20 protein-coding genes and 1 pseudogene are annotated in these 22,833 nt (G+C 58.9%); 14 read left to right on the forward strand and 7 right to left on the reverse strand.

Annotation, left to right across the window (positions count from 1 at the left end; all coding sequences use genetic code 11):
* Positions 1–158 precede the first annotated feature (158 nt).
* The 9 genes from M2407_RS02045 to urtE all read left to right on the forward strand — a co-directional run bounded on the left by M2407_RS02045 (position 159) and on the right by urtE (position 14,312).
* On the forward strand, positions 159–2,045 hold the full coding sequence (locus tag M2407_RS02045) for a sigma-54-dependent Fis family transcriptional regulator (RefSeq protein ID WP_259216638.1): 1,887 nt from the start codon (positions 159–161) through the stop codon (positions 2,043–2,045).
* A 321-nt stretch (positions 2,046–2,366) separates the two neighbouring features.
* Positions 2,367–4,238 (forward strand): allophanate hydrolase, encoded by a 1,872-nt coding sequence (gene atzF / locus M2407_RS02050; RefSeq protein ID WP_259216639.1) that lies wholly within the window; start codon positions 2,367–2,369, stop codon positions 4,236–4,238.
* 89 nt (positions 4,239–4,327) lie between these two features.
* Positions 4,328–7,954 carry an urea carboxylase gene (gene uca / locus M2407_RS02055; protein WP_259216640.1) on the forward strand — a complete coding sequence of 1,209 codons (3,627 nt, stop codon included), beginning with the start codon at positions 4,328–4,330 and terminating at the stop codon, positions 7,952–7,954.
* Positions 7,955–8,008: 54 nt separating this feature from the next.
* Positions 8,009–8,707: a GntR family transcriptional regulator gene (locus tag M2407_RS02060; RefSeq protein ID WP_046374174.1), complete on the forward strand. Its 699-nt coding sequence runs from the start codon at positions 8,009–8,011 to the stop codon at positions 8,705–8,707.
* 107 nt (positions 8,708–8,814) lie between these two features.
* On the forward strand, positions 8,815–10,083 hold the full coding sequence (gene urtA, locus M2407_RS02065) for an urea ABC transporter substrate-binding protein (protein WP_259216641.1): 1,269 nt from the start codon (positions 8,815–8,817) through the stop codon (positions 10,081–10,083).
* Positions 10,084–10,144: 61 nt separating this feature from the next.
* On the forward strand, positions 10,145–11,725 hold the full coding sequence (gene urtB, locus M2407_RS02070) for an urea ABC transporter permease subunit UrtB (RefSeq protein ID WP_259216642.1): 1,581 nt from the start codon (positions 10,145–10,147) through the stop codon (positions 11,723–11,725).
* The gene (gene urtC / locus M2407_RS02075; protein WP_020825844.1) at positions 11,725–12,801 is read left to right on the forward strand and encodes an urea ABC transporter permease subunit UrtC; all 1,077 of its coding nucleotides are present in this window, start codon (positions 11,725–11,727) and stop codon (positions 12,799–12,801) included. Before urtB ends, urtC begins: the two co-directional genes overlap by 1 nt.
* A complete protein-coding gene (gene urtD / locus M2407_RS02080) occupies positions 12,798–13,604 on the forward strand; it encodes an urea ABC transporter ATP-binding protein UrtD (RefSeq protein WP_259216643.1) in 807 nt (268 codons plus the stop codon). Before urtC ends, urtD begins: the two co-directional genes overlap by 4 nt.
* Positions 13,605–13,613: 9 nt before the next feature.
* A complete protein-coding gene (gene urtE, locus M2407_RS02085) occupies positions 13,614–14,312 on the forward strand; it encodes an urea ABC transporter ATP-binding subunit UrtE (protein ID WP_259216644.1) in 699 nt (232 codons plus the stop codon).
* Between the two features lie 48 nt (positions 14,313–14,360).
* On the opposite strand, the pseudogene M2407_RS02090 reads toward urtE, so the two are convergent.
* Together M2407_RS02090 and M2407_RS02095 are read right to left on the reverse strand one after the other, a co-directional pair.
* Positions 14,361–14,621, reverse strand: a pseudogene (locus M2407_RS02090) (type II toxin-antitoxin system RelE/ParE family toxin); the annotation flags it as partial.
* A complete protein-coding gene (locus tag M2407_RS02095) occupies positions 14,606–14,869 on the reverse strand; it encodes a type II toxin-antitoxin system ParD family antitoxin (RefSeq protein ID WP_046374171.1) in 264 nt (87 codons plus the stop codon). The pseudogene M2407_RS02090 and the gene M2407_RS02095, both read right to left, overlap by 16 nt.
* Positions 14,870–15,009: 140 nt before the next feature.
* On the opposite strand from M2407_RS02095, the gene M2407_RS02100 reads away from it, so the two are divergent.
* Both M2407_RS02100 and acpA read left to right on the forward strand, forming a co-directional pair.
* Positions 15,010–15,522, forward strand: a complete 513-nt coding sequence (locus M2407_RS02100; RefSeq protein WP_116690929.1) for a DUF2165 family protein — start codon at positions 15,010–15,012, stop codon at positions 15,520–15,522.
* Between the two features lie 169 nt (positions 15,523–15,691).
* Entirely contained in the window at positions 15,692–17,404 is a 1,713-nt protein-coding gene (acpA, locus tag M2407_RS02105) for an acid phosphatase (RefSeq protein WP_201895594.1), read from the forward strand.
* Positions 17,405–17,425: 21 nt separating this feature from the next.
* Here acpA and M2407_RS02110 read toward each other — a convergent pair whose 3' ends face one another.
* Positions 17,426–17,938 carry a GNAT family N-acetyltransferase gene (locus M2407_RS02110; protein ID WP_020825851.1) on the reverse strand — a complete coding sequence of 171 codons (513 nt, stop codon included), beginning with the start codon at positions 17,936–17,938 and terminating at the stop codon, positions 17,426–17,428.
* A gap of 96 nt (positions 17,939–18,034) precedes the next feature.
* Here M2407_RS02110 and M2407_RS02115 point away from each other — a divergent pair, with 96 nt between their 5' ends.
* Entirely contained in the window at positions 18,035–18,226 is a 192-nt protein-coding gene (locus M2407_RS02115) for a hypothetical protein (protein WP_259216646.1), read from the forward strand.
* A gap of 316 nt (positions 18,227–18,542) precedes the next feature.
* On the opposite strand, the gene M2407_RS02120 is transcribed toward M2407_RS02115, so the two are convergent.
* Entirely contained in the window at positions 18,543–19,757 is a 1,215-nt protein-coding gene (locus M2407_RS02120; RefSeq protein WP_020825853.1) for an FAD-dependent oxidoreductase, read from the reverse strand.
* A 10-nt stretch (positions 19,758–19,767) separates the two neighbouring features.
* Positions 19,768–20,025, reverse strand: coding sequence for a hypothetical protein (locus M2407_RS02125; protein WP_128863988.1), 258 nt, complete (start codon positions 20,023–20,025; stop codon positions 19,768–19,770).
* Positions 20,026–20,073: 48 nt separating this feature from the next.
* Between M2407_RS02125 and M2407_RS02130 the strand changes: the two genes are divergently transcribed.
* The gene (locus M2407_RS02130) at positions 20,074–20,943 is read left to right on the forward strand and encodes a LysR substrate-binding domain-containing protein (RefSeq protein WP_115059475.1); all 870 of its coding nucleotides are present in this window, start codon (positions 20,074–20,076) and stop codon (positions 20,941–20,943) included.
* Here M2407_RS02130 and sseA read toward each other — a convergent pair.
* Positions 20,940–21,785, reverse strand: coding sequence for a 3-mercaptopyruvate sulfurtransferase (gene sseA / locus M2407_RS02135; RefSeq protein WP_046374167.1), 846 nt, complete (start codon positions 21,783–21,785; stop codon positions 20,940–20,942). The two genes, M2407_RS02130 and sseA, sit on opposite strands and share 4 nt — an antisense overlap.
* A gap of 103 nt (positions 21,786–21,888) precedes the next feature.
* Between sseA and M2407_RS02140 the strand changes: the two genes are divergently transcribed.
* On the forward strand, positions 21,889–22,305 hold the full coding sequence (locus tag M2407_RS02140; protein WP_048761435.1) for an NUDIX hydrolase: 417 nt from the start codon (positions 21,889–21,891) through the stop codon (positions 22,303–22,305).
* Here the strand turns inward: M2407_RS02140 and M2407_RS02145 are convergent.
* Positions 22,302–22,802 carry a DUF523 domain-containing protein gene (locus tag M2407_RS02145; protein ID WP_259216647.1) on the reverse strand — a complete coding sequence of 167 codons (501 nt, stop codon included), beginning with the start codon at positions 22,800–22,802 and terminating at the stop codon, positions 22,302–22,304. The two genes, M2407_RS02140 and M2407_RS02145, sit on opposite strands and share 4 nt — an antisense overlap.
* Between the last annotated feature and the right edge of the window lie 31 nt (positions 22,803–22,833).

Genomic DNA, 22,833 nt, shown 5'->3' on the forward strand with positions numbered 1-22,833 from the left:
AACGGGTTAGCGATTTTTGTCGTGGACGGTTTTGCTGCAAATGCAGCAGTGACTGATGGCAGGCTGTTGCATTTGCAGCAACGGGGGCGGTTGAGCCTCTCGTCTTGTCTGGCCGCTGTCGGTATTGTTTCTGTACTGTTCCCTTAAAGGTATCGACGATGCAAAGCTCCGGTCCGCGGTTAATTGACCCCGCTTCTCTTGCCTTCCAAAACGTTCTGGATCGTCTGGCTCCGACGGACGCCACCGTGCTTATCGTGGGCGAAACCGGTACGGGTAAGGAGCTAATGGCCCGCTATCTGCACCATCACAGCCTAAGGCGCGATCGCCCCTTTCTGGCGGTGAACTGTGGCGCGCTGACGGAGAGCCTTGCCGAGTCGGAACTGTTTGGACATGAGAAAGGTGCTTTCACCGGGGCGGTGGATCGCCACCAGGGTTGGTTCGAGGCGGCAGAAGGGGGCACCTTGCTGCTGGATGAAATCGGTGAGTTAAGCCTGCCACTACAGGTAAAGCTGCTGCGTGTATTGCAAGAACGGGAAGTGACCCGGGTGGGCTCCCATCGGCCGGTAAAAGTGAACGTCCGCGTCGTGGCCGCTACCCATGTGGATCTGGCGAATGCCATCCGCGAACGCCGCTTTCGTGAAGATCTTTATTACCGGCTCAACGTGGCCGCCGTGACTCTGCCTCCCTTGCGCCAGCGGCGGCAGGATATTCCACTGTTGGCTGAGCATTTCCTGACGCTGTACGCGCGGCGGTTGGGGCGCCCTCAACTGCGTCTTAGCGCAGAGGCGCTGGCCACGCTGATGGATTACCCGTGGCCGGGGAATATCCGCGAGCTGGAAAACACCCTGCATAATGCGGTGCTGCTCAGCAAAGCGCCGCTGATTACGCCGCAGCAGCTGAGGCTAAGCGCTGAAATGGCCAGCTTGCCGCCTCAGGGGGATGCTTCGCTGGACAGCTTCCTTCGCCAGCAGTTGGTGGGTAACGATGGCCCCCTCTACCAGCGGGTGATCGACTCGCTGGTGCGCAATGCTTTTGAACTGAGCCAGGGTAACCAGTTGCAGGCCGCGGCGCTGTTGGGCATCAGCCGTAATACGCTGCGTACCCATCTGGGGCATCTTGGCTTAATCAAAGCCAGGAGAAGCGTCGGCGGCACGGCGTTAAAATCAGGCCGGGAGACCGGCAGCCGTGAACGCGAACTGCGTATTGGTTACCAGAAGTTTGGCAACCTGGGAATACTCAAGGCCCGCCAGTCGCTGGAGGCGCGCCTGGCCGACAGTGGGGTGAGCGTGTTGTGGAGCGAGTTTCCTGCCGGTCCTCAGTTGCTGCATGCCCTGACTAACCGAGAGATCGATTTTGGCACCACCGGCGAGGTTCCTCCTTTATTTGCTCAGGCCGGCAACAGCCCATTGCTGTACGTTGCCTGGGAACCGGCCGCACCACAAAGCGTGGCGTTGCTGGTTACCGATGACAGCCCGATCCGCACTCTTGCCGACCTGCGCGGAAAGCGGATTGCGGTCAATAAAGGCTCCAATGTGCATTATCTGCTGTTGCAGATCCTTGATGAAGCCGGATTGACGCTGGAAGACGTACGGGTGGTTTATGCGCCGCCAAAATACCCGCTGACCCCCAGCGATCATCATGCGGTGGATGCCTGGATGATGTGGGATCCCTTGCTGAGCGATGCCGAACAAAGCGGGCAGTTCAGGGTTATCGCCAACGGCGTTGGGAGGGTCAACAACCATCAGTTCTATCTTGCTCACCGCGATTTCGCCGGCCACTCTTCCGATTTGCTGCACGGCCTGATGGCGGCGCTGGAACAAACCGGGCACTATATTGACGCCCATCGCGACGAAGCGGCAACGCTGCTGTCGGCCGAACTGGGACAAGGTATCCCCTCGCTCACCCACGCACTGGCTCGCCGCAGCCATCAGACACGCCGAATGGATTTAAATATCATTCGCCAGCAGCAGGCGATAGCCGACCGTTTTTACGCTTTGGGGCTGTTACCCCGAGCGATTAAAGTTCGCGAGGCGATATGGCAGTGACGGGTTACTTCCGTCATCAACCCTGTTCCCTTGGCGCTAATGCATTCATCAAAGTGGGCTGCGGCTTGTTTGTGATCAATCGAAAAGCGGCATTTAGCCGCGTGAGTCGAGAGCGTGGTGCATACCAGAAAGCCCCGCCAGCGCTGTAATAACAGAAAGTGTACTGCACCTTTTTTGCTCGCCGATTGTGCAGCGCTGGTGCAGGATGATTATTTTATTGTCATAAGTTTTAATTATAATTTATTGAAATCATACGATTAAAAATTGGCACGTCGGTTGCTCTATTGAATCCCATCTTGTGTACTAGATGGAATTCAGCCGATGACCCAGCCTGTTAATACGCTACGCGGTTTCACCCTCAGCGAATGGCAACACCACTATCACACCCGCCCGGCCGACGAGCGCATTGCCTGCGTGCGCGCTACCCTGACTGCACTGGCCGCCGACCTGCCGGTGGATGACAACGCCTGGCTGTATCTTGCCAGCGCCGCACAGCGTGAAGTGCAGTACCAAAGATTGGCGCAGCGGCTTGAAGCGGTTGCCGGCGATATCAGCCAGCTTCCGCTGTTTGGCGTACCCTTTGCGGTAAAAGACAACATCGACGTCGGCGGCTGGCCGACCAGCGCGGCCTGCCCGGAGTTCGCTTATCTGGCGGCGTCGGATGCCACCGTGGTCGCCAATTTGTGCGCTGCCGGTGCCATCGTGATCGGTAAAACCAATCTCGATCAGTTCGCGACCGGGCTGGTGGGCACCCGTTCGCCACACGGCGCGGTGGTCAACAGTTTCGATAGCCGCTATGTCAGCGGCGGTTCCAGCTCCGGTTCGGCGTCGGTAGTGGCGCGTGGCCTGACGCCGTTTTCTCTGGGCACCGACACCGCAGGTTCGGGGCGCGTTCCGGCAGGATTCAACAATATTGTCGGCCTGAAACCGACCAAAGGTGGGCTGTCGAACCGTGGCGTGGTGCCCGCTTGCCGATTGAATGACACCGTATCGGTGTTTGCCCTGACGGTGGCGGACGCAGCGCTGGTGGCCGAATTGGCCGGCGGCTATGACGCAGCCGATGCCTATTCCCGCATTAACCCCCGCACCGCCCCGGCGGATTTACCTGCGTCACCTCGTTTCGCGGTGCCTGCGCAACTCGAATTTTTCGGCGATGTGCAGGCCGAGCGGGCATTTCAGCGGGCGCTGGTGCAGTTGAAAAGCAGCGGCGTGACGCTGGAAACCCTCGATTTTACGCCGTTTCGCGTGCTGGCGGAGCAGCTCTACTACGGCCCTTGGGTGGCGGAGCGTACCGTGGCGGTCGAAGCGATGCTGAGCGCCAATCCGCAGGCCATCAATCCGGTAGTGCGCGGCATCGTCAATAACGGCCTGAAGTACAGCGCCTGCGATGCTTACAAGGCGGAATACCTGCGTGCCGAACTGACGCGGCAGATTGAGCAGCAACTGGCTCCCTTTGATGCGCTGGTGGTGCCGACCTCGCCGACGATCCGCACCCTGGCGGAAATGGAGCAAGAGCCGGTGTTGTTCAACTCGCAGTTCGGCACCTACACCAATTTCACCAACCTGGCCGATCTGAGCGCACTGGCGCTGCCTGCGCCGATGCGTGACGACGGATTGCCTGCCGGTATCACCCTGATTGCACCCGCCTGGCACGATCGTGCGTTGGCGGCGTTCGGCCAGCGCTGGCAGCAGGCCCAGGATCTGCCGCTTGGCGCAACGGGTCGCCGGTTGCCTGCTGCTCAATTCTTGACGCCATCCAGCCAGCACGTGCGGGTAGCGGTGGTCGGTGCGCACCTCAGCGATATGCCGCTGAATTTCCAGCTCGTGCAGCGCGCGGCAACCTTCGTAGAGCAAACCACTACCGCGCCGTGCTATCGCCTCTACGCCCTCGCCAATAGCCAACCGCCAAAGCCGGGGTTGGTCAAAGCCGCTCAGGGGGCCGCCATCAGCGTCGAACTATGGGATATCCCGCTGGCGCGTTTCGGCGAGTTGGTGGCCGAGATCCCGGCGCCGCTGGGTATGGGCACCTTGCTGCTGGCAGACGGGCGACGGGTGAAAGGCTTTATCTGCGAACCCTGGGCGCTAGAGGGCGCGACGGACATCACTGAATTTGGCGGTTGGCGCCACTATACCCGTCATCTTTCAAACCGTGGCGTTGTTGGCTGCACAGGCGCACCCCAGTCACTTACCTGAGTAAGCTCCCGGGGATTTACCTGTTTGCCGCCTAGCCACTGCCTGAAAACTATTGGGTATAGCGAATCTGGTCTTATAAGGGTTTCATTATGTTTACTACCGTATTAATTGCCAACCGCGGCGAAATTGCCTGCCGGGCGATCCGCACCCTGAAACGTCTGGGCATCACCAGCGTAGCGGTCTATTCCGACGCCGATCGCAACGCCCCGCACGTGACCGAGGCTAATCTGGCGATACCGCTCGGCGGCGACAAGGCCGCTGACAGCTATCTGTGCATCGACAAGATCCTGGCGGCCGCGGCGCAAACCGGCGCGCAGGCGATTTATCCGGGCTATGGCTTCCTTTCCGAGAGCGCCGAGTTTGCCGACGCCTGTGAAACGGCGGGCATCGCTTTTATCGGTCCGACGGCGGCGCAAATCCGCGAGTTTGGCCTGAAACACCGTGCTCGCGAGCTGGCGGCGGTGGCGCAGGTGCCGATGACGCCGGGTACGGGCCTGCTGAACAGCGTTGAGGAGGCGGTCAGCGCCGCCGGCCGCATTGGTTATCCGGTGATGCTGAAAAGTACCGCCGGTGGCGGTGGCATTGGCCTGACGCGCTGCGACGATGAAGCCGCGCTGCGTGAGGCTTATGACAGCGTAAAACGCCTGGGCGAGCAGTTCTTCCGCGACTCTGGGGCCTTTATTGAGCGCTTTGTCGATCAGGCCCGGCACGTGGAAGTGCAAATATTTGGTGACGGTCAGGGCTGGGTGGTGGCGCTGGGTGAGCGCGACTGCTCATTGCAACGCCGCAACCAGAAAGTGGTGGAGGAAACCCCGGCACCGAATCTGCCCGCCGCCACGCGTCAGGCGCTGCATCAAGCCGCAGTGGCGCTGGGGGCGTCGGTCAACTACCGCAGCGCCGGCACCGTGGAATTTATCTACGACGCTGCGCGTGACGAGTTTTATTTTCTGGAAGTGAATACTCGCCTGCAAGTGGAGCATCCGGTGACTGAATGTGTCACCGGGCTGGATCTGATTGAATGCATGTTGCAGGTGGCTGCGGGCGATGCGCTGGACTGGGCGGCGTTGCAACGAGCGCCGCAGGGGGCATCGATTGAGGTGCGCATTTATGCCGAAGATCCGCTGAAGCATTTCCAACCCAGCCCCGGCGTGCTGACTGAAGTGCACTTTCCGGACGACGTGCGCGTCGACGGTTGGGTGGCCACCGGCAGCGAAGTGTCGGCCTTTTATGACCCGATGATCGCCAAGCTGATCGTTCATGGCGAAGACCGCCGCCAGGCGCTGGAGAAAATGCGTGTCGCGCTGGATGCAACCCGACTGCACGGGATTGCCACTAACCTGGACTACCTGCGACAGGTGATTGCGACCGAGGCATTCCAGAACGGCAGCGTCTGGACACGCATGCTGGACAGCTTCCGGTTCCGACCCAATAGCATTGAAGTGCTGCAGCCGGGCACCTACAGCAGCGTGCAGGATTATCCCGGCCGTGTTGGCTATTGGGATATCGGCGTGCCGCCGTCCGGGCCGATGGACGACTTCGCTTTCCGGCTGGCCAACCGCATTGTCGGCAACCACCCCAGCGCCGCCGGGCTGGAGTTTACCCTGCAGGGGCCGACCCTGCGCTTTCACTGCGACGCCATTATTGCCCTGACCGGCGCGGATTGTCCCGCCGATCTGGACGGTGAGGCCGTGGCCTACTGGCAGCCGATAGCGGTGCGTGCCGGTCAGGTACTGCGTTTGGGGCGAGCACAGCGGGGATGCCGTACCTATCTGGCGGTACGCAATGGTTTTGACGTGCCGGTGTATCTGGGCAGCCGTTCGACCTTTGCGCTGGGGCAGTTTGGCGGCCACGCCGGCCGTACCCTGCGCGTGGCGGACATGCTGGCGGTATCGCAACCGGGTTTGGCTGCCGCCACGACTCCGGCGCCGATTGCGGCCCCGCAGGCAATGGACGAAAGCCTGATCCCGCAGTACGGCAATCTGTGGAATATCGGCGTGCTGTATGGTCCGCACGGCGCACCCGACTTCTTTACCCCGGCATCCATCGAGCGTTTCTTTGCCGCCGAATGGCAGGTGCATTACAACTCCAACCGGTTGGGCGTACGCCTGTCCGGGCCTAAACCGGAATGGGCGCGACAGGACGGCGGCGAGGCGGGGCTGCACCCGTCCAACGTGCACGACTGCGAGTACGCCATCGGTTCGATTAACTTCACCGGCGATTTCCCGGTGATCCTTACCCGCGACGGACCGAGCCTGGGCGGCTTTGTTTGCCCGGTGACCATCGCCAGGGCGGAGCTGTGGAAGGTCGGTCAGGTGAAACCAGGGGATCGCATCCGTTTTCATCCTATCGGTTTCAAGCAGGCGCAGTCGCTGGAGCAGGCGCAGCTCGGCAGTATCGAAGCCCTGGCGGCGGTGAAGGCCATCACCCTGGCACCGCCGGATCTGATGCCGGGTACGACCGCCTCCGCCGCCATAGTGGCGGCGTTACCGGCCACCGACAGTCGGCCGGCAGTGGTCTATCGCCAGGCCGGAGATGGTTACATTTTGCTGGAGTACGGCGACAACGTGCTCGATCTGGCGCTGCGGCTGCGCATCCATTTGCTGATGCAATCGCTCAAGCAGGATGCGATCTCGGGCGTGGAGGAGCTGGCACCCGGCGTGCGATCGCTGCAGATCCGTTATGACAGCCGCATTATCGGTCAGGCCGATTTACTCCAGCGCTTGTTGGCGCGCGAACAGGCGTTGGGTGATGTCAGCCAGCTGAAAGTGCCGACGCGAACGGTTTATCTGCCGATGGCGTTTGAAGATTCCGCCACGCTGGGCGCGGTGGAACGTTACCAGCAGACGGTGCGTTCGTCGGCCCCCTGGTTGCCGAACAACGTCGATTTTATCCAGCGCATCAACGGGCTCGGCAGCCGCGAGCAGGTGCGCGACATCATCTTCGACGCCAGCTACCTGATCCTCGGGCTGGGCGACGTCTACCTGGGCGCACCCTGTGCGGTGCCGATCGACCCGCGGCACCGTTTGCTCAGTTCCAAATACAACCCGGCGCGCACCCATACCGCCGAAGGCACGGTTGGCATCGGCGGCATGTACATGTGCATCTATGGCATGGATTCGCCGGGCGGCTATCAGTTGGTCGGACGTACCTTGCCGATTTGGAACAAATTTCTCAAAAACCCGCAGTTCAACCCCGGCGAGCCCTGGCTGCTGCATTTCTTCGATCAGGTGCGTTTCTACCCGGTGAGCGAGCAGGAGCTGGATGAGCAGCGCGAGGCGTTCCGCGAAGGGCGCGCGCAGATCCGCATTGAGGACAGCGAATTCGATTTTGCCGATTACCGCCGTTTTCTGGCGGAAAACGCGGAAGACATCAGCGCCTTCCAGCAGCGCCAGCAACAAGCATTCAGCCACGAAGTGACGCGCTGGCAGGCGGAGGAGGAGGGGGAGGCCGAGGCCCAATTGTTGCCACCGCAGACTGATGAGGAAGAGGTGGATGGCGACCTGGTCAGCGCCGACCTGAATGGCAGCGTGTGGAAGATCCTGGTCGAGCCGGGGCAGAGGGTGGAAGCCGGTCAACCGCTGATCGTGGTCGAGGCGATGAAAATGGAGCTGGCGGTCACCGCGCCGCGCGCCGGGATCATCAAGCGCATCAGTTGCCAGCAGGGGCGACCGGTGGGGCCGGGCGATGCGCTGCTGTGGCTGGAACACGCCAGCTGACGCTCAATCATTCACGTCGGGGCGCGCTATGCCGCGCCCACGGAGAGGCATGCGATGCAAATCACCAATAACCGCAGCAAGGCTCGGCCGGAGGGGCTGGCGGAACGTATCTATCTGCAGCTCAAGGACGACATTTTTGATTTTCACCTGCTGCCGGGCGATCGCTTCAGCGAAAACGAAATTGCCGTGCGTATGGACGTCAGCCGTACGCCAGTGCGTCAGGCGTTGTTCTGGCTGGAGCGCGAGGGCTACGTAGAGGTGCATTTTCGCAGCGGCTGGCAGGTGCGCCCGTTCGATTTTGCCTACTTCGAAGAACTGTATGACCTGCGCATCGTGTTGGAGTGCGAAGCGGTAAAACGGCTGTGCGCTCGGCCAATGGGCGAGGTGCCGGGGCAGTTGGCGGCGCTTACCCGTTTTTGGATCGACGAACCGCGGCTGGAGGAGGGAAAAACCGTCTCAGTGCACGACGAGCAGTTTCATATGGCGCTGGTCGAGGCGGCGGGGAATGGAGAAATGGCGCGTATTCACCGCGATTTGACCGAGAAAATTCGCATCATTCGTCGGCTCGATTTCACCCAGGAAAGCCGGGTGGAGGCGACCTACAACGAACACGCCGCCATTTTGCGGGCGATCTTGCAACACCGAACCGAGGAGGCGCAAACGCGGCTCAGTCACCATATTGCCGTCAGCAAGGCTGAAGTAAGAAAAATAACTCTGCATATGCTGCATCAGGCCCGGCTTCGTCAGCCATAACCCGGCGTCTTTCGAGCTGCAGCGTTGTTGGCTGCAACTCGAAATTCCTAGGGTTAATTCTTCTTAACAAGGTGGGTTTTCTAACATCAACATCAGGAGTTTGAATTATGCAACGTCGTCACTTTATAAAAGCTTTTGCGTTGTCCGCCACCGTGATCGGCATGGGGATGGCCTGGGGCGTACAGGCCGCCGACACCATCAAGGTCGGTATCCTGAGCTCGCTGTCCGGCACCATGGCGATTTCTGAAACGCCGCTGAAAGACGTGGCGCTGATGACCATCGACGATATCAACGCCAAAGGTGGCGTGTTGGGTAAAAAGCTTGAGCCGGTGGTGGTGGATCCAGCCTCCAACTGGCCGCTGTTCGCCGAGAAGGCGCGTCAGCTGTTGAGTCAGGACAAGGTGGCGGCGGTGTTTGGCTGCTGGACTTCGGTGTCGCGCAAGTCAGTGCTGCCGGTGTTTGAAGAGCTGAACGGCCTGCTGTTTTACCCGGTGCAGTACGAAGGGGAAGAGATGTCGCCGAACGTGTTCTACACCGGTGCCGCGCCTAACCAGCAGGCAATCCCGGCGGTGGAGTATCTGCTGAGCGAAGACGGCGGAGCGGCCAAACGCTTCTTCCTGTTGGGAACCGACTACGTGTATCCGCGCACCACCAACAAGATACTGCGCGCCTTCCTGCATTCGAAAGGGATCCCGGATAAAGACATTGAAGAGGTCTATACGCCGTTCGGTTACAGCGACTATCAGACCATTGTCGCCAATATTAAAAAATTCTCCGCCGGGGGCAAAACGGCGGTGATCTCCACCATCAACGGTGACTCCAACGTCCCCTTCTACAAAGAGCTGGCCAACCAGGGGATCAAGGCTACCGATGTGCCGGTGATTGCCTTCTCGGTCGGTGAAGAAGAGCTGCGCGGTATCGACACCAAACCGCTGGTGGGTAATCTGGCGGCCTGGAACTACTTCGAGTCGGTGGATAACCCGACCAACAAGCAGTTTGTCAGCGAATGGCGAGCCTACGCCAAGGCCCATAACTTGCCGAACTATGCCACCGCCGTGACCAACGACCCGATGGAAGCGACCTATGTCGGCATTCACATGTGGGCGCAGGCGGTTGAGAAGGCCGGAACTACCGACGTTGATAAGGTGCGCGCCGCCATGGCCGGGCAGACCTTCGCTGCGCCATCGGGCTTTACCCTGACCATGGACGCCACCAACCACCATCTGCATAAGCCGGTGATGATCGGTGAGATTGAAGGCAACGGTCAGTTCAACGTGGTGTGGCAGACCGATGCGCCTGTTCGTGCTCAGCCGTGGAGCCCGTACATTGCCGGCAACGATAAAAAGTCGGATCACCCGGTAAAAGGCGGTCAGTAAAACCCGGTTCCCCCGCTGCGGCGGGGGCAGGCTACGACGCCCCATTGCGACGAGACACCCGATGAAACTTTTCTCTTTAAGCCAACTCAGGCCTCTGTGTTTTCTGCTGTGTTGCCTGCCGATGTTCGCGCAGGCGGGTCCGGCCGATGAATTTGCTACGGCCAATCGCACGCAGCAAGCCAAATTATTACAGGCATGGGCCACCGCGCCGGATGCTTCGCGACTGCCGCTGCTGCAAGCGCTGAAACAAGAAAGTGTGGTGATCGACGACGCCAAACATGCCTTTGTCCAGCAGGGCGAAAACTACCAGCCCTTGTCTGGCAGCGCTGCCCCGGTCGGCACACCGAAGAAGCTGTGGTTGAACAACCGGCTGCGCATCCTGATTGCCAACGCACTGTCGGCGCATCGGCTGGTCAGCGAGGACCCGGCGGTGCGTTTACAGGCGGCGCAGGCCCTGCAGCGCGAGGCGCAAAGCGATCAGTTGCCGCTGCTGACCCAGCGTTTGGCGCTGGAACAAGACAGCCGGGTGCATGAGGCATTGAGCATCGCGCTGGCGAATCTGCAACTGAACGATGCCGATGCCGGGGTACGCCTCAACGCGGTGCGCTTGCTTGGCAGCTCGGGCGATCCTGAAACGCAAACGCGCCTGCAGGCGTTGACGGAGACAGGCCATGAGCTGGACGCCGCGGTACGTGCCGAAGCGATGAAAAGCCTGAGCAGCGTGAAACATCGGCTGATGATCGGTGACCTGATCGGCCAGGCATTTACCGGTCTGTCGCTGGGTTCGATCCTGCTGTTGGCGGCGCTCGGTTTGGCAATCACCTATGGCCTGCTGGGGGTGATCAACATGGCGCACGGCGAAATGCTGATGCTTGGCGCCTATTCGGCGTATCTGGTACAGGGGCTGTTTCAGCAGTTTGCGCCGCAGTGGCTGGCGCTGTATCCGCTGGTGGCGCTGCCGGTGGCGTTCGCCATCACGGCCTGCATCGGCATGGCGCTGGAGCGCACGGTGATCCGCCACCTTTACGGCCGACCGCTGGAAACGCTGTTGGCCACCTGGGGCATTAGCCTGGTGCTGATCCAAGGGGTACGGGTGTTGTTCGGTGCGCAAAACGTGGAGGTCGCAAACCCGGCCTGGCTGTCGGGCGGTATTCAGCTCCTGCCGAATCTGGTGCTGCCGTGGAACCGCATTGCCGTCATCGTGTTTGTGGCGTTGGTCCTGATCCTCACCTGGCTGTTGCTGAATAAAACCCGACTGGGCATGAACGTGCGAGCCGTGACGCAAAACCGCGGCATGGCCGCGTGTTGCGGTGTGCCCACCGGCCGTGTCGATATGCTGGCGTTCGGGTTGGGGTCCGGCATTGCCGGGTTGGGCGGCGTAGCCTTGTCGCAGTTGGGCAACGTCGGGCCCGAGCTGGGGCAGGGTTATATCATCGACTCCTTCCTGGTGGTGGTGCTTGGCGGCGTGGGCCAGTTGGCCGGTACGGTGGTGGCGGCTTTTGGCCTCGGCATCCTCAACAAAATTCTCGAACCACAGATTGGCGCCGTGCTGGGTAAAATCCTGATCCTGGCGCTGATTGTCCTGTTTATTCAAAAGCGTCCTCAGGGGCTATTTGCCCTCAAGGGCAGGGTGAATGACTGATGAGCCAACCTTTGACTGTAACCGGGGTGCAAAAGGCCCCCCGGCTGGCGCTCGGCATCGGCGGGCTGGCGTTGCTGACGCTGTTAATCATGCCGTTTCTCGCGCTGTTACCGGCGGATCACCCGCTGGCGATCTCCACCTATACCCTGACGCTGGTAGGCAAAATTCTGTGCTATGCCGTGGTGGCGGTGGCGCTTGATCTGGTGTGGGGCTATGCCGGGTTGTTGTCCCTGGGTCATGGGCTGTTTTTCGCTCTGGGTGGCTATGCCATGGGCATGTACCTGATGCGCCAGGCGGCGGGAGAGGGCCTGCCGAGCTTTATGGCGTTCCTGTCCTGGAGCGAACTGCCCTGGTTTTGGAGCGGCACCCAGTATTTCGCCTGGGCATTGTGCCTGATTGTGCTGGTGCCGGGCGTGCTGGCTTTTGTCTTCGGCTACTTCGCCTTCCGTTCAAAAATCAAAGGCGTCTATTTTTCCATCATGACGCAGGCATTGACCTATGCCGGCATGCTGCTGTTCTTCCGCAACGAAACCGGGTTTGGCGGTAACAACGGCTTTACCGGCTTCACCACGCTGCTGGGTTTTCCGATCACCGCGATCGGCACGCGGGTGGCGCTGTTTCTGGCAACGGTGTTGTTGCTGGCGGCCAGTTTGGCGATCGGCTTTGCCCTGGCGCGCAGCAAGTTTGGCCGGGTGTTAACCGCGGTGCGCGATGCGGAAAATCGCCTGACGTTTTGCGGTTACGATCCAAAAGGTTTCAAGCTGTTCGTCTGGACGCTGTCGGCGGTGCTGTGCGGCCTGGCCGGGGCGTTATATGTGCCGCAGGTGGGCATTATCAACCCGGGTGAAATGTCGCCGACCAACTCGATCGAGGCCGCTATCTGGGTGGCACTCGGTGGACGCGGCACCTTGGTGGGGCCACTGCTCGGTGCCGGTATCGTCAACGGCGCCAAAAGTTGGTTCACCATGGCGATCCCGGAATACTGGCAGTTCTTCCTTGGCCTGATGTTTATCATCGTCACGCTGTTCTTGCCCAAAGGGGTTATCGGCCTGCTACGCAGAGGGAAATCACAATGAATTCGCTGCAAATGACCGACGAGTTGTTTACCCAACCGTTGCCGGCGGATAAACATCGCCAGCAAACCGATCCGGTGCTGTTGCTCGACAAGATCAACGTCAGCTTCGACGGTTTTCGCGCACTGAGCGATTTGTCGCTGCAGATTGGCGTAGGGGAATTGCGCTGTGTGATCGGGCCAAACGGGGCGGGGAAAACCACCTTGATGGATGTGATCACCGGCAAAACCCGGCCGGACAGCGGCAGAGTATTTTACGATCAAACGGTCGATCTGACCGCGTTGGATCCGATGCAGATTGCCCAGGCCGGCATTGGCCGCAAGTTCCAAAAGCCTACGGTGTTTGAGGCACTGACGGTGTTCGAAAATCTTGAGATTGCCCAGAAGGCGAAGAAATCGGTGTGGGCCTGCCTGCGCGCCAGGCTGAGCGGCGAACAGCGCGACCGTATCGATGAAATGCTGAAAACCTTGCGGCTGGACCATGAGCGACATCGGCCCGCCGGACTGCTGTCCCACGGGCAGAAGCAATTTCTTGAGATTGGCATGCTGTTGGTGCAGGAGCCGCACCTGTTGCTGCTCGACGAACCGGCAGCCGGAATGACGGATGCGGAAACCGAGTACACCGCCGAGCTGTTCCGCGCATTGGCGGGCAAGCATTCGCTGATGGTGGTAGAGCACGACATGGGCTTTGTCGAAACCATCGCCGATCATGTCACCGTACTGCATCAGGGCCAGGTGCTGGCGGAGGGCTCTTTGGCGCAGGTGCAGGCCAACGAGCAGGTGATTGAAGTCTATTTGGGGCGCTGAGGAACCACTATGTTGCAGGTTAACGAGCTGAATCAATACTACGGCGGCAGCCATATTTTACGCGGCCTGTCGTTTGAGGCCCGCATCGGTGAGGTGACTTGCCTGCTGGGGCGCAACGGCGTGGGGAAAACCACGCTGCTGAAATGCCTGATGGGGCTGATCCCGGTTAAAAGCGGCACTCTCAGTTGGCAGGGAACGGCCCTTAACGGCAAAAAACCGCACCAGCGTGTACAAGCGGGGATCGCCTATGTGCCGCAGGGGCGAGAGATTTTCCCGCGCCTGACGGTAGAGGAAAACTTGCTGATGGGGCTGGCGCGTTTTTCCGGCACGGAGGCACGTAAGGTGCCGGAGCATATTTATGAGTTATTCCCTGTCCTGTTGCAGATGAAAGATCGGCGCGGTGGCGATCTCTCTGGCGGGCAGCAACAGCAGTTGGCGATTGGCCGTGCGCTGGCCTGTCGGCCGCAGTTGTTGATCCTCGACGAGCCGACTGAAGGGATCCAACCTTCGGTGATCAAAGAGATCGGCGCTGTGATCAAGCAGTTGGTGGCAGGTGGCGATATGGCGATCCTGCTGGTAGAGCAGTTCTATGATTTTGCCGCCGAATTGGCAGACAGCTATCTGGTGATGTCGCGTGGCAGCATCATTCAGCGCGGGGCAGGCAGCGCGATGGAGCAGGACGGCGTACGCGGGCTGGTGGCGATATAAACGTGGGGATGACCCAATAAATTGCGTGCGGGTGGAATCCCGGGAGTGATGCAAAACCCTGATGATTCTTACCCAATGGATATCTTCACGAAAATAAATGAGATGCCCAGTGGCTGGCAGAACGCAGAGATCTTGTGCAATCAAGGCTACGTTTCTGCCAAGCTGAAAATGGCTAAGATTATCAAATGCCTTATGAATATGGTTAAGGTAGCCTTCGGCGGCTTGTAATCCATACCGCTCCAGGCCATAGAAATAAATACTTTCCATGTCATCCAGCGCTTTTGGGCGGACGACTATTTTTCTCCGCATCCTTTTGTTTTACTCCGTATTCTTTCCATGAACACATCTCGATCCCACTCTTGGGCATCGCCACTATTTTCACCTTCGGCGATCAAGCGGCGCAGTTCTTCCAGTTTTGATGCAGCTGTACGTTCGCGCAGGGTACGTACCGATTCGCGGATGACCTCACTTGGGGTACGGTAGTCGCCGCTGGCGACCAGGCCTTCGACAAACCCACGCAGTTCTTCACCCAGGTCTACCGTTAACGTTCTGCCCATTGTGCGCCTCCATCAATTATGTCGCTTTTGTAAGATTTGTTCTTACAATATAGTTGCTAAGATACTCCAGGAACTGACCGACTGCAAACCTCGGTCCGTTTGGATAATCGGGGATACACCTAAAATAATTAAGGATAATTATGAACGAAATCAATATCTCACGCCTGTCTTGTATCGTCCTGTCACTGTTCCCGGCCCTGTGGGGGATTTTCAGCCTGCTGAACAATACTGCGGATTTTGCCAATACCGCACGGCATGCCGTGGGGCCCCTGCTAACTATGCAAAATACCTATCAGGTGCCCGGTCTGATGTGGCGTGCCATCACCGCGCCCTGGGCCGGAATGGTCGGGTTGGCGTTTATTACCCTGCTGGAATCTCTGGCCGGGATCGCGGCAACCTTGGGCATAGTGTTGATGGTGAAACATAGGGGTCACTCTTATGCGACGTTCGCCAGAGGCAAAGCCTGGGCCATGCTGGGTGCGCTATGTGCGATTGCAGTATGGGGGATCGGTTTTATGGTAGTCGCCGGCGACTGGTTTATGGCCTGGCAGGCCAAGGAGGATCCGCTGGCGGTGCAGCTGGGTGCCTTGCTGTATATGGTGCCCAATACGCTGGCGCTGATGTTGTTGATGCTGCAACGGGACTCGCGATAGGCGCTGAGGGGGCGACATTTTAATAAAACTGCGGCGAAGTTCGCGAAAGTGTTGCCAAATGCTAACCTGCCGCAGTCTGTCACATTTCGTTCATAATTGTGCCATAGCATAATGACTCTTAAATAAATTGATAATAAATCAACAGGTTAAATTTTTTAAGGGAACAGGCATGAGCGATAAACCACAGAATGATTTGCCACCGTCGGAGCAGGATCAACAGCAGCAACCGAGCAACCCGGCGCGTCGCCGCTTTTTGGCGGGGGCGACGGCATTGGGCGTTGGCGCCTCCATTGCCCCCTTGGGCGGAGCCGCGGCGGAGGGGAACAAAAAAGTGCTGCTAAACGCTTTGCCGCAAAGTGCGCAAAACTCATTGCTGCGGCGCTATGTGAAGAATGTGGTGGTGATTTACGCCGAAAACCGCAGCTTCAACAACCTGTTCGCCAATTTCCCCGGGGTGGAAAAACCGCTGTCGGCGCTCAAGCCGGAGGAGTACCAGCAGCGCGATCGCGATGGTCAACTGCTGGATACGCTGCCGCCGATCTGGAAAGGCCTGGTGCCGAAGGCTCAGGAAGTCGGGCATGTTAACTACAAAATCGACGAAGATGCGGTTTTTACCACTCAACTGCCGAACCAGCCGTTTGTGCTGACCGGGCCGCAGGGGGAAAACCTGCCGCATGGCGTGGTAACTCGTGATTTGTGGCACGTGTTTTATCAGAACCAGATGCAGATCAACGGCGGCAAAAATGACAAATTCGTCGCCTGGGCCGATTCCGGTGCTCTGACCATGGGCTATTACGGCGACGGCGCATACAACCTGCGGCTATGGACGTTGGCGCAGGAATTTACCCTGTGCGATAACTTCTTCCAGGGGGCGTTTGGCGGCTCGTTCCTCAATCATCAGTATCTGATTTGCGCCCGCCCACCGTTCTACCCCGATGTGCAAAACTCTGTCGCCAAAGACGGCATTGCTCAGCTTGAAAGCGACGACGTGACGGACTGGCGTTTAAAGCCGCTGAGCGATTCGCCGGTCAGCGCTTCATTCGGCATTCCGCTGTTCGGCAAAAGCCTGCTGACGCCGGACGGTTACGCGGTCAATACCATGGCGCCACCGTACTGGCCGTCATGGACGCAGGATGAGAAAGATCCGACGTTGGCGGATGCCACCATGCCCAACGTTATGCCGCCACAGAAACACCCGCACATTGGCGATTTGCTCAGCCAGAAAGGGATCGATTGGGCCTGGTACGCCGGTGGTTGGCAGTACGCGCTGGACAACCGCAAAGATCAGGGTGATTTCCCCGGCGCACCGGATTTTCAGTATCATCATCAACCGTTCAATTACTTTGAAAATCTGGGGCCGGCCAACCCGCAGGCGCGCGAAGCTCATTTGCGTGATGGCGGCATTGGCGATTCAACCGCCGGCAATAAATTCCTGGCGGCGGTGGAAGCGGGCACCTTACCGCCGGTCGCTTTCTACAAGCCACAGGGCAACCTCAATATGCACGCCGGCTATTCGGATGTCGAAGCCGGAGACCGTCATATTGCCCATATTATCAATAGCCTGCGTAATGGCCCGCAGTGGGATAACAGCGTGGTGGTCATTACATTCGATGAAAACGGCGGCTGGTGGGATCACGTTGCACCGCCGCAGGGGGATCGTTGGGGACCTGGCTCGCGCATTCCAGCGTTGGTGATCTCACCGTTCGCCCGTAAGGGATATGTCGATCACCAAGTGTACGATACCGGATCCATCTTGCGATTCATCAGTCGGGTGTTTGATTTGCCAACGCTGGAAGGGCTGGCAGATCGCGATAAGGCAATGGCGACGCGTGGCCAGAAACCCTTGGGGGATCTGACCGGCACGCTGGAGTTTCCGGGTTAATCTCATGCTTGAGCGCTGGAGTTACAGCGCTTTCGACATATACCAGATGCCGATGGAACCTTGGGCGCTGGTGTAGCAGGTCTCGCCGCAAATGCTCAGCCCCTGACGTTGGTAAAAACGCTGGGCGCTGGTGTTGCGCTTTAGCACCTCCAGCCACAGCGTTGTCTGCCGGCGTTCGAGTGCCCGCTGCTGTACCTGTTCAAAAAAACGCTGGCCATAACCCTGGCCGGCATATTCCGGAAGGAAATAGATTTTCTGCAGTTCTGCGCCCGTCTGTTGAGTGGGCGCTAGCAGGCTGTTGAAGTTCAGCCGTGCATAGCCCACCAGACGCTCGTCTTCATAGCCCAACAGCCAACACACGTCCGGATCCTGCAGGGTCTGCTCCAGGGCTTCGACCGCAAAGTCCTGAGCCAAAAAAGCATCCAATTCCGCTTTATGGTGCCAAAGTTCGCCAAAATGGGCCTGATAAGTACGAATACCGACGTCACGAACTAGCGCTAAATCATGGCGTAAAGCCTGGCGAATACTGAACATGTAAACCTCTTGATGGATAGGAACAGGGCCGTTGGCGAGGATTTAGGCAATCCAGCGCATACTCAATTTACTCAATATCCGCATACCGGAGGGAGTATGACCGAGAAACAACACACCCATCGTCGACAGGGACATCGCATGACCATGCAGATGCTCACTGCCGATCAGCTACAGCATCTTAAGCCAAGTAAAGGTTCGGCGCGATTCCTGGTAGTTGAAATCGATCCCGATGCTCATCAACCCCAAGGCCAGAGTCACGTCGGTAATAACGCTTTGCGTAAAAACTGACGTGACCCCGCGGTGGATCCGAATACGGCGATGCAAATGCTGGAGATTGCGTGGGATAGGGTGACAAAGTCTGCTGGAGTGAAGGTTCCGGTAGCTGCAGTCGACATTGAAAGCGAAGCCAGTGAACCTGACGCTTTAATGGAAACGAGTTATCTATTGCTGTTAGCACGGTATCAGTAACAGATAAAAGCGTTTTAATACATCTATTCGAACTGGCCGATAGCATGGAGATGACGCTTCTGGAGGGGGGGTGAGCACGCCAATATTATCAGTTTAGCGCTTTTCCTCTCTTCTTCCTGATCCTGGCTGAGCCCGATCAGTCCAAATGTTTCGGCGTCTCGCGCCTGAACCCCAGACCGATAATCCGGCCAAACAAATGTGGCAACCAACGGCTGTTGCCTACCCGGGCCATCAGTTTGGAGCTCTCGCCGGCACGGCGTTTTTTCGGCCTGCGCTGGCTCATTTTGATTTGCAGGAACTGAGTGGCTTTGGTGGGGAAGTTGCGGCGTCGCTGTACCTGCTGCAGGTGTTTTAACTGCAAGCGCTGGCTGCGCAGCGGGGGGATGATCGCGTTGGCGGTCGCGACTGCATCCTGAATCGCCAGATTCACCCCAACGCCACCGATGGGTGACATGGCGTGCGCGGCATCGCCAATGCACAGCACGCCCGGCTTGGCCCACTGATCCAGACGATCGATGCGGATGCTGAGCAGTTTCACCTGTTGCCAACTGACGATCGTTTGCAGGCGATGATCCTGGAACGGTGCCACCTCGGCAATCTGCAGTAAAAAATTCTCCAGCCCGTCTTGTTGGATCGCCTCGAAGCTGCCTTTGTCGATCGAATAGCCACACTGCCAGTATTCACCCCGGTCGATCATGATGAAGTTTTGCTTTGGTCCGGTGTGGCCCATCGACCAGGCCGGATCGCCTTCCTGTTTATCGATTTTCATCCACAACACGTCGCGCGGTGAGCCAAAGCTGTGGCTGCTGAGAGAAGCCTGTTCACGCACCACCGAGTTGCGGCCGTCGGTACCTATCACCAACTGGCAGCGAACGCGGATCGGCCCTTCCGGCGTGTCCGCCAGCACGCCGCAGACCTGGCCGCGATCGTACAACAGCTGGTGCACCTGCGCGGACTTGATCAGTGTGAATTCGGGAAAGGCGGCGGCCTTTTCTGCCAGAAAGTTGAGAAACTCCCATTGCGGCATAAAGGCGATAAATTTGCAGCGGGTTGGCAAGCGTGTGAAGTCTGCCAGCCGAATGTCACGCCCGGCGATCTCGGCATGCAGCGTTTCCGCACGCTGGTGTGGCAGAGCCAGCAATGCTTCCAGCAGGCCAAGCTGGTGCATGATTTCCAGCGTCGAGGGGTGAATGGTATCGCCGCGAAAATCACGCAGAAAATCGGCGTGTTTTTCCAGCACCGTCACGTTAATGCCAGCCCGAGCCAACAAATAGCCGAGCATCAGCCCGGCGGGGCCGCCGCCAACGATACAGCAACGGGTGACATAAGGCGTGATCAGGGACTGTGGCATAGCGGTGACCTCAACGAGTCGCATCCTGCAAATCGTTATTGAAAACTTTATTTTGATAATGATTATCAATATCAAATAAGGCTGTCAACCCGTGGCACTGTGTGGTCAAAGAGTGAAAACCGATTTTTACCCGTGCTCGCCTGGCGTCAGGCTTTACCTCATCCTGAATGGCAGCCCCGTCGTCACCGGCGGGCAGGGGGAAGAGTATTCCCGAAGGCCTTGCTGAAAGCGGTTGACCCGCGATGCCTGACGCGCCATCTTTATCCATAAATCGGTATTATTTTGATTAATGGTTCTTAAAAACGGGACGGTCAGTATGGGGCGTGTCACCTTTGATCTCGAAGATCTGCGCAGTTACGTTACCGGTATTGAGTTGGGCAGTTTCGCTAAAGCGGCGGAGCGGCTGGGGCGCTCAACCTCGGCGGTCAGCGCGCACCTGAAAAAGCTGGAGCAACAGGTTGGCACCCCGATTCTGCGCAAGGCCGGGCGCAACATGGTGATGACCGAGGCCGGCGAGACATTGCTGGGCTACGCCCGCCGGCTGCTGGAGCTGAACGATGAGGCCGCCGCCGCGGTGCGCGGGCTGGATTTGCATGGCCGGGTACGCTTGGGGTTACAGGAGGACTTCGGGGAAACCTTTTTGCCGCAGGTGTTGGGCAGTTTCACTCGCGCGCATCCGCGTGTGCGCATCGAAGCGCGGATCGCCCGCAATGCCGAGCTGATCGACTGGGTATTGAAAGGGGAGCTGGATTTGTCGCTGGCGTGGGACGGGGGCATCAGCACGCCATTTCACCAGGCGCTGGGGCAAAGGCAAATGCACTGGATCGCCTCGCCTGATTTTGATCTGTCGCTCTGGCGCAGTGGGCATGAACCGCTGCCGCTGGTGATGTTCGACGCCCCTTGCCTGATGCGCAGTGCGGCGACGCAGGCATTGGATCGTGCCGGGATTGCGTGGCGTGTCGCCTTTACCAGCCGTAGCCTGAATGGCGTATGGGCTGCCGTCAGCGCCGGGCTGGGAGTGACGGTACGCACCGATGCCGGGCTGCCGTCGGGATTATCCCTTCTGCCGCCCGGCATGTTACCGGCGTTAAGCCCGCTTGGCGTGGTGTTGCATCGCGCACAAGAAACTCCAACGGCGGCCATTCAGCGGTTGGCGCAAATCGTGGCCGACAGAATCAAAAACTAGTCCTGCTCGATCGGCTGATTGCCGCTCAGCGCACCCCATTCGGTCCAGGCGCCGTCATACAGTTTCACCTGTTTTGCATCGAGGGAAAGCAGGCCAAAAGCCAGCACTGCCGCAGTTACCCCGGAGCCACAGCTGGTGATGATTGGCCCGTTGAGATCGACGCCCTTGTCGCTGAAGGTTTTCTTGAGGGCTTCCAGCGATTTGAAGCGGCCGTTTTCCAGCAGTTCGCCGTAAGGAATATTGATGCTGCCGGGAATATGGCCACGGTGCAGGCCAGGGCGCGGCTCTGGGGCTTCAGCGTAAAAACGCGGTGCGGCGCGTGCGTCGAGGATCTGCACCTGCGTGTTCAGCGCCTGTTCCACCTGCTGCATAGTGACTACCGCGTCCGCGTTGAAGCGGGCGTTGAAGGTTTGCTGCGTGCGTTGCGTTGCGCCGGTTTCCAGCGGTTGGCCCAGGGCAGTCCAGCCGTTGAGGCCTTCGTCCAGCACATAAACCTGCTGCGCGCCAAAGTTACGGAAGGTCCACCAGCCGCGTGGGGCAGAGAACTGATTGCCCTCGTCATAGAACACAATGGTGTGTTGATCGCTAATGCCCAACTTGCCTGCCGCCGCGCTGAAGGCTTCCGCCGTGGGCAGCATATGCGGCAGATCGGTGTTTTTATCCGCGACGTCATCGATATCGAAGTACACCGCGCCCGGGATATGACCGCGTTCAAATTCGGCAAGCATATCTTTTTTCGGTACCAGGCCGACCGGAGACATTCTGACATCGACCACGACCAGATTTTCATCGTTGATATGTTGTGCAAGCCATTGGGGAGTAACCAGAAACGGAGAGTTCATCGTCATTGTTCGCCTGTGGTGAAAACGGTTTTTCACTATACACCAGCGCGCACTCCGATGAGGTAAGATGTTAGCTCAATGGCGAAAACGGGAGCCTGGCGGGATGACGGATAAGCATTTTGGCGGCGCGAAAATCGCGCTGTTGTGCGGCAACAGCGTGCTGACCTATCAGCGAGACGACAAGCCCGACATTCCCTGGCCTGGCTGCTGGGATCTGCCCGGTGGTGGGCGCGAAAACGAGGAAACGCCGCTGCAATGCGTGCAGCGGGAAACCCTGGAAGAGTTCGGCCTGCGGATTGCCGCGGGGCAGGTTCGTCATCAGCAGCGCTACGAGGGGATTTTCGCCGGCTATCCACCGACCTGGTTTATGCTGGGCGAAATCACCCCGCAGCAGATTGCCGCCATCCGCTTTGGCGATGAAGGGCAGCGCTGGCAGATGATGACACTCGACCGCTTTATCCATCACCCGCAGGGGATCTCCCATCTTCAACAGCGGCTGGCGGAGCACCTGCAGCGTTAGGGTAGCTCCTCGGCCTCCACCCGGGCGATCAGCGCCTCCAACTGACGGTCGGAAAAGACCTCAATGCCATTCTGACGCAGCAGTTCGGCGGTGACGCCGCTGCCGGGTTTGGTCTGGCCGCTGAAAGAACCGTCGTAGATAAATTGGCTGCCGCAGGACGGGCTGCCGTCGGTGAGCAGGGCAAAGCGGCAGCCGTGGCGCCGCGCGGTTTCCAGCGCCAGATGGGCGCCAAGCAGGTAACTGTCGGTGACGTCACCGCCGCTGATCTCCATAACCCGAGCCCGTTGCGCGAGCACCGTGGCCCCTTCGGCGGTCGGAGTGATTTCTGCTGAGGGACGTGGCGTGGAAAAGCCGGCGGCCAGTTCCGGGCAGCAAACCACCAAACGGCCTTCGCGCTGCCAGCGCAGCAGGGTGAGATGGGGCAACGGTTTATCGGAACCGTTATAGCGAACTTTAAAACCGGCCAGGCAGGCGCTGAATAAAATTTTTGACGGCATGGGTCTGTCTCTGTCGCAGTGGCGAAAGCGT

Source organism: Serratia sp. BIGb0234 (assembly GCF_024809915.1).
Taxonomy (GTDB): domain Bacteria; phylum Pseudomonadota; class Gammaproteobacteria; order Enterobacterales; family Enterobacteriaceae; genus Serratia; species Serratia liquefaciens.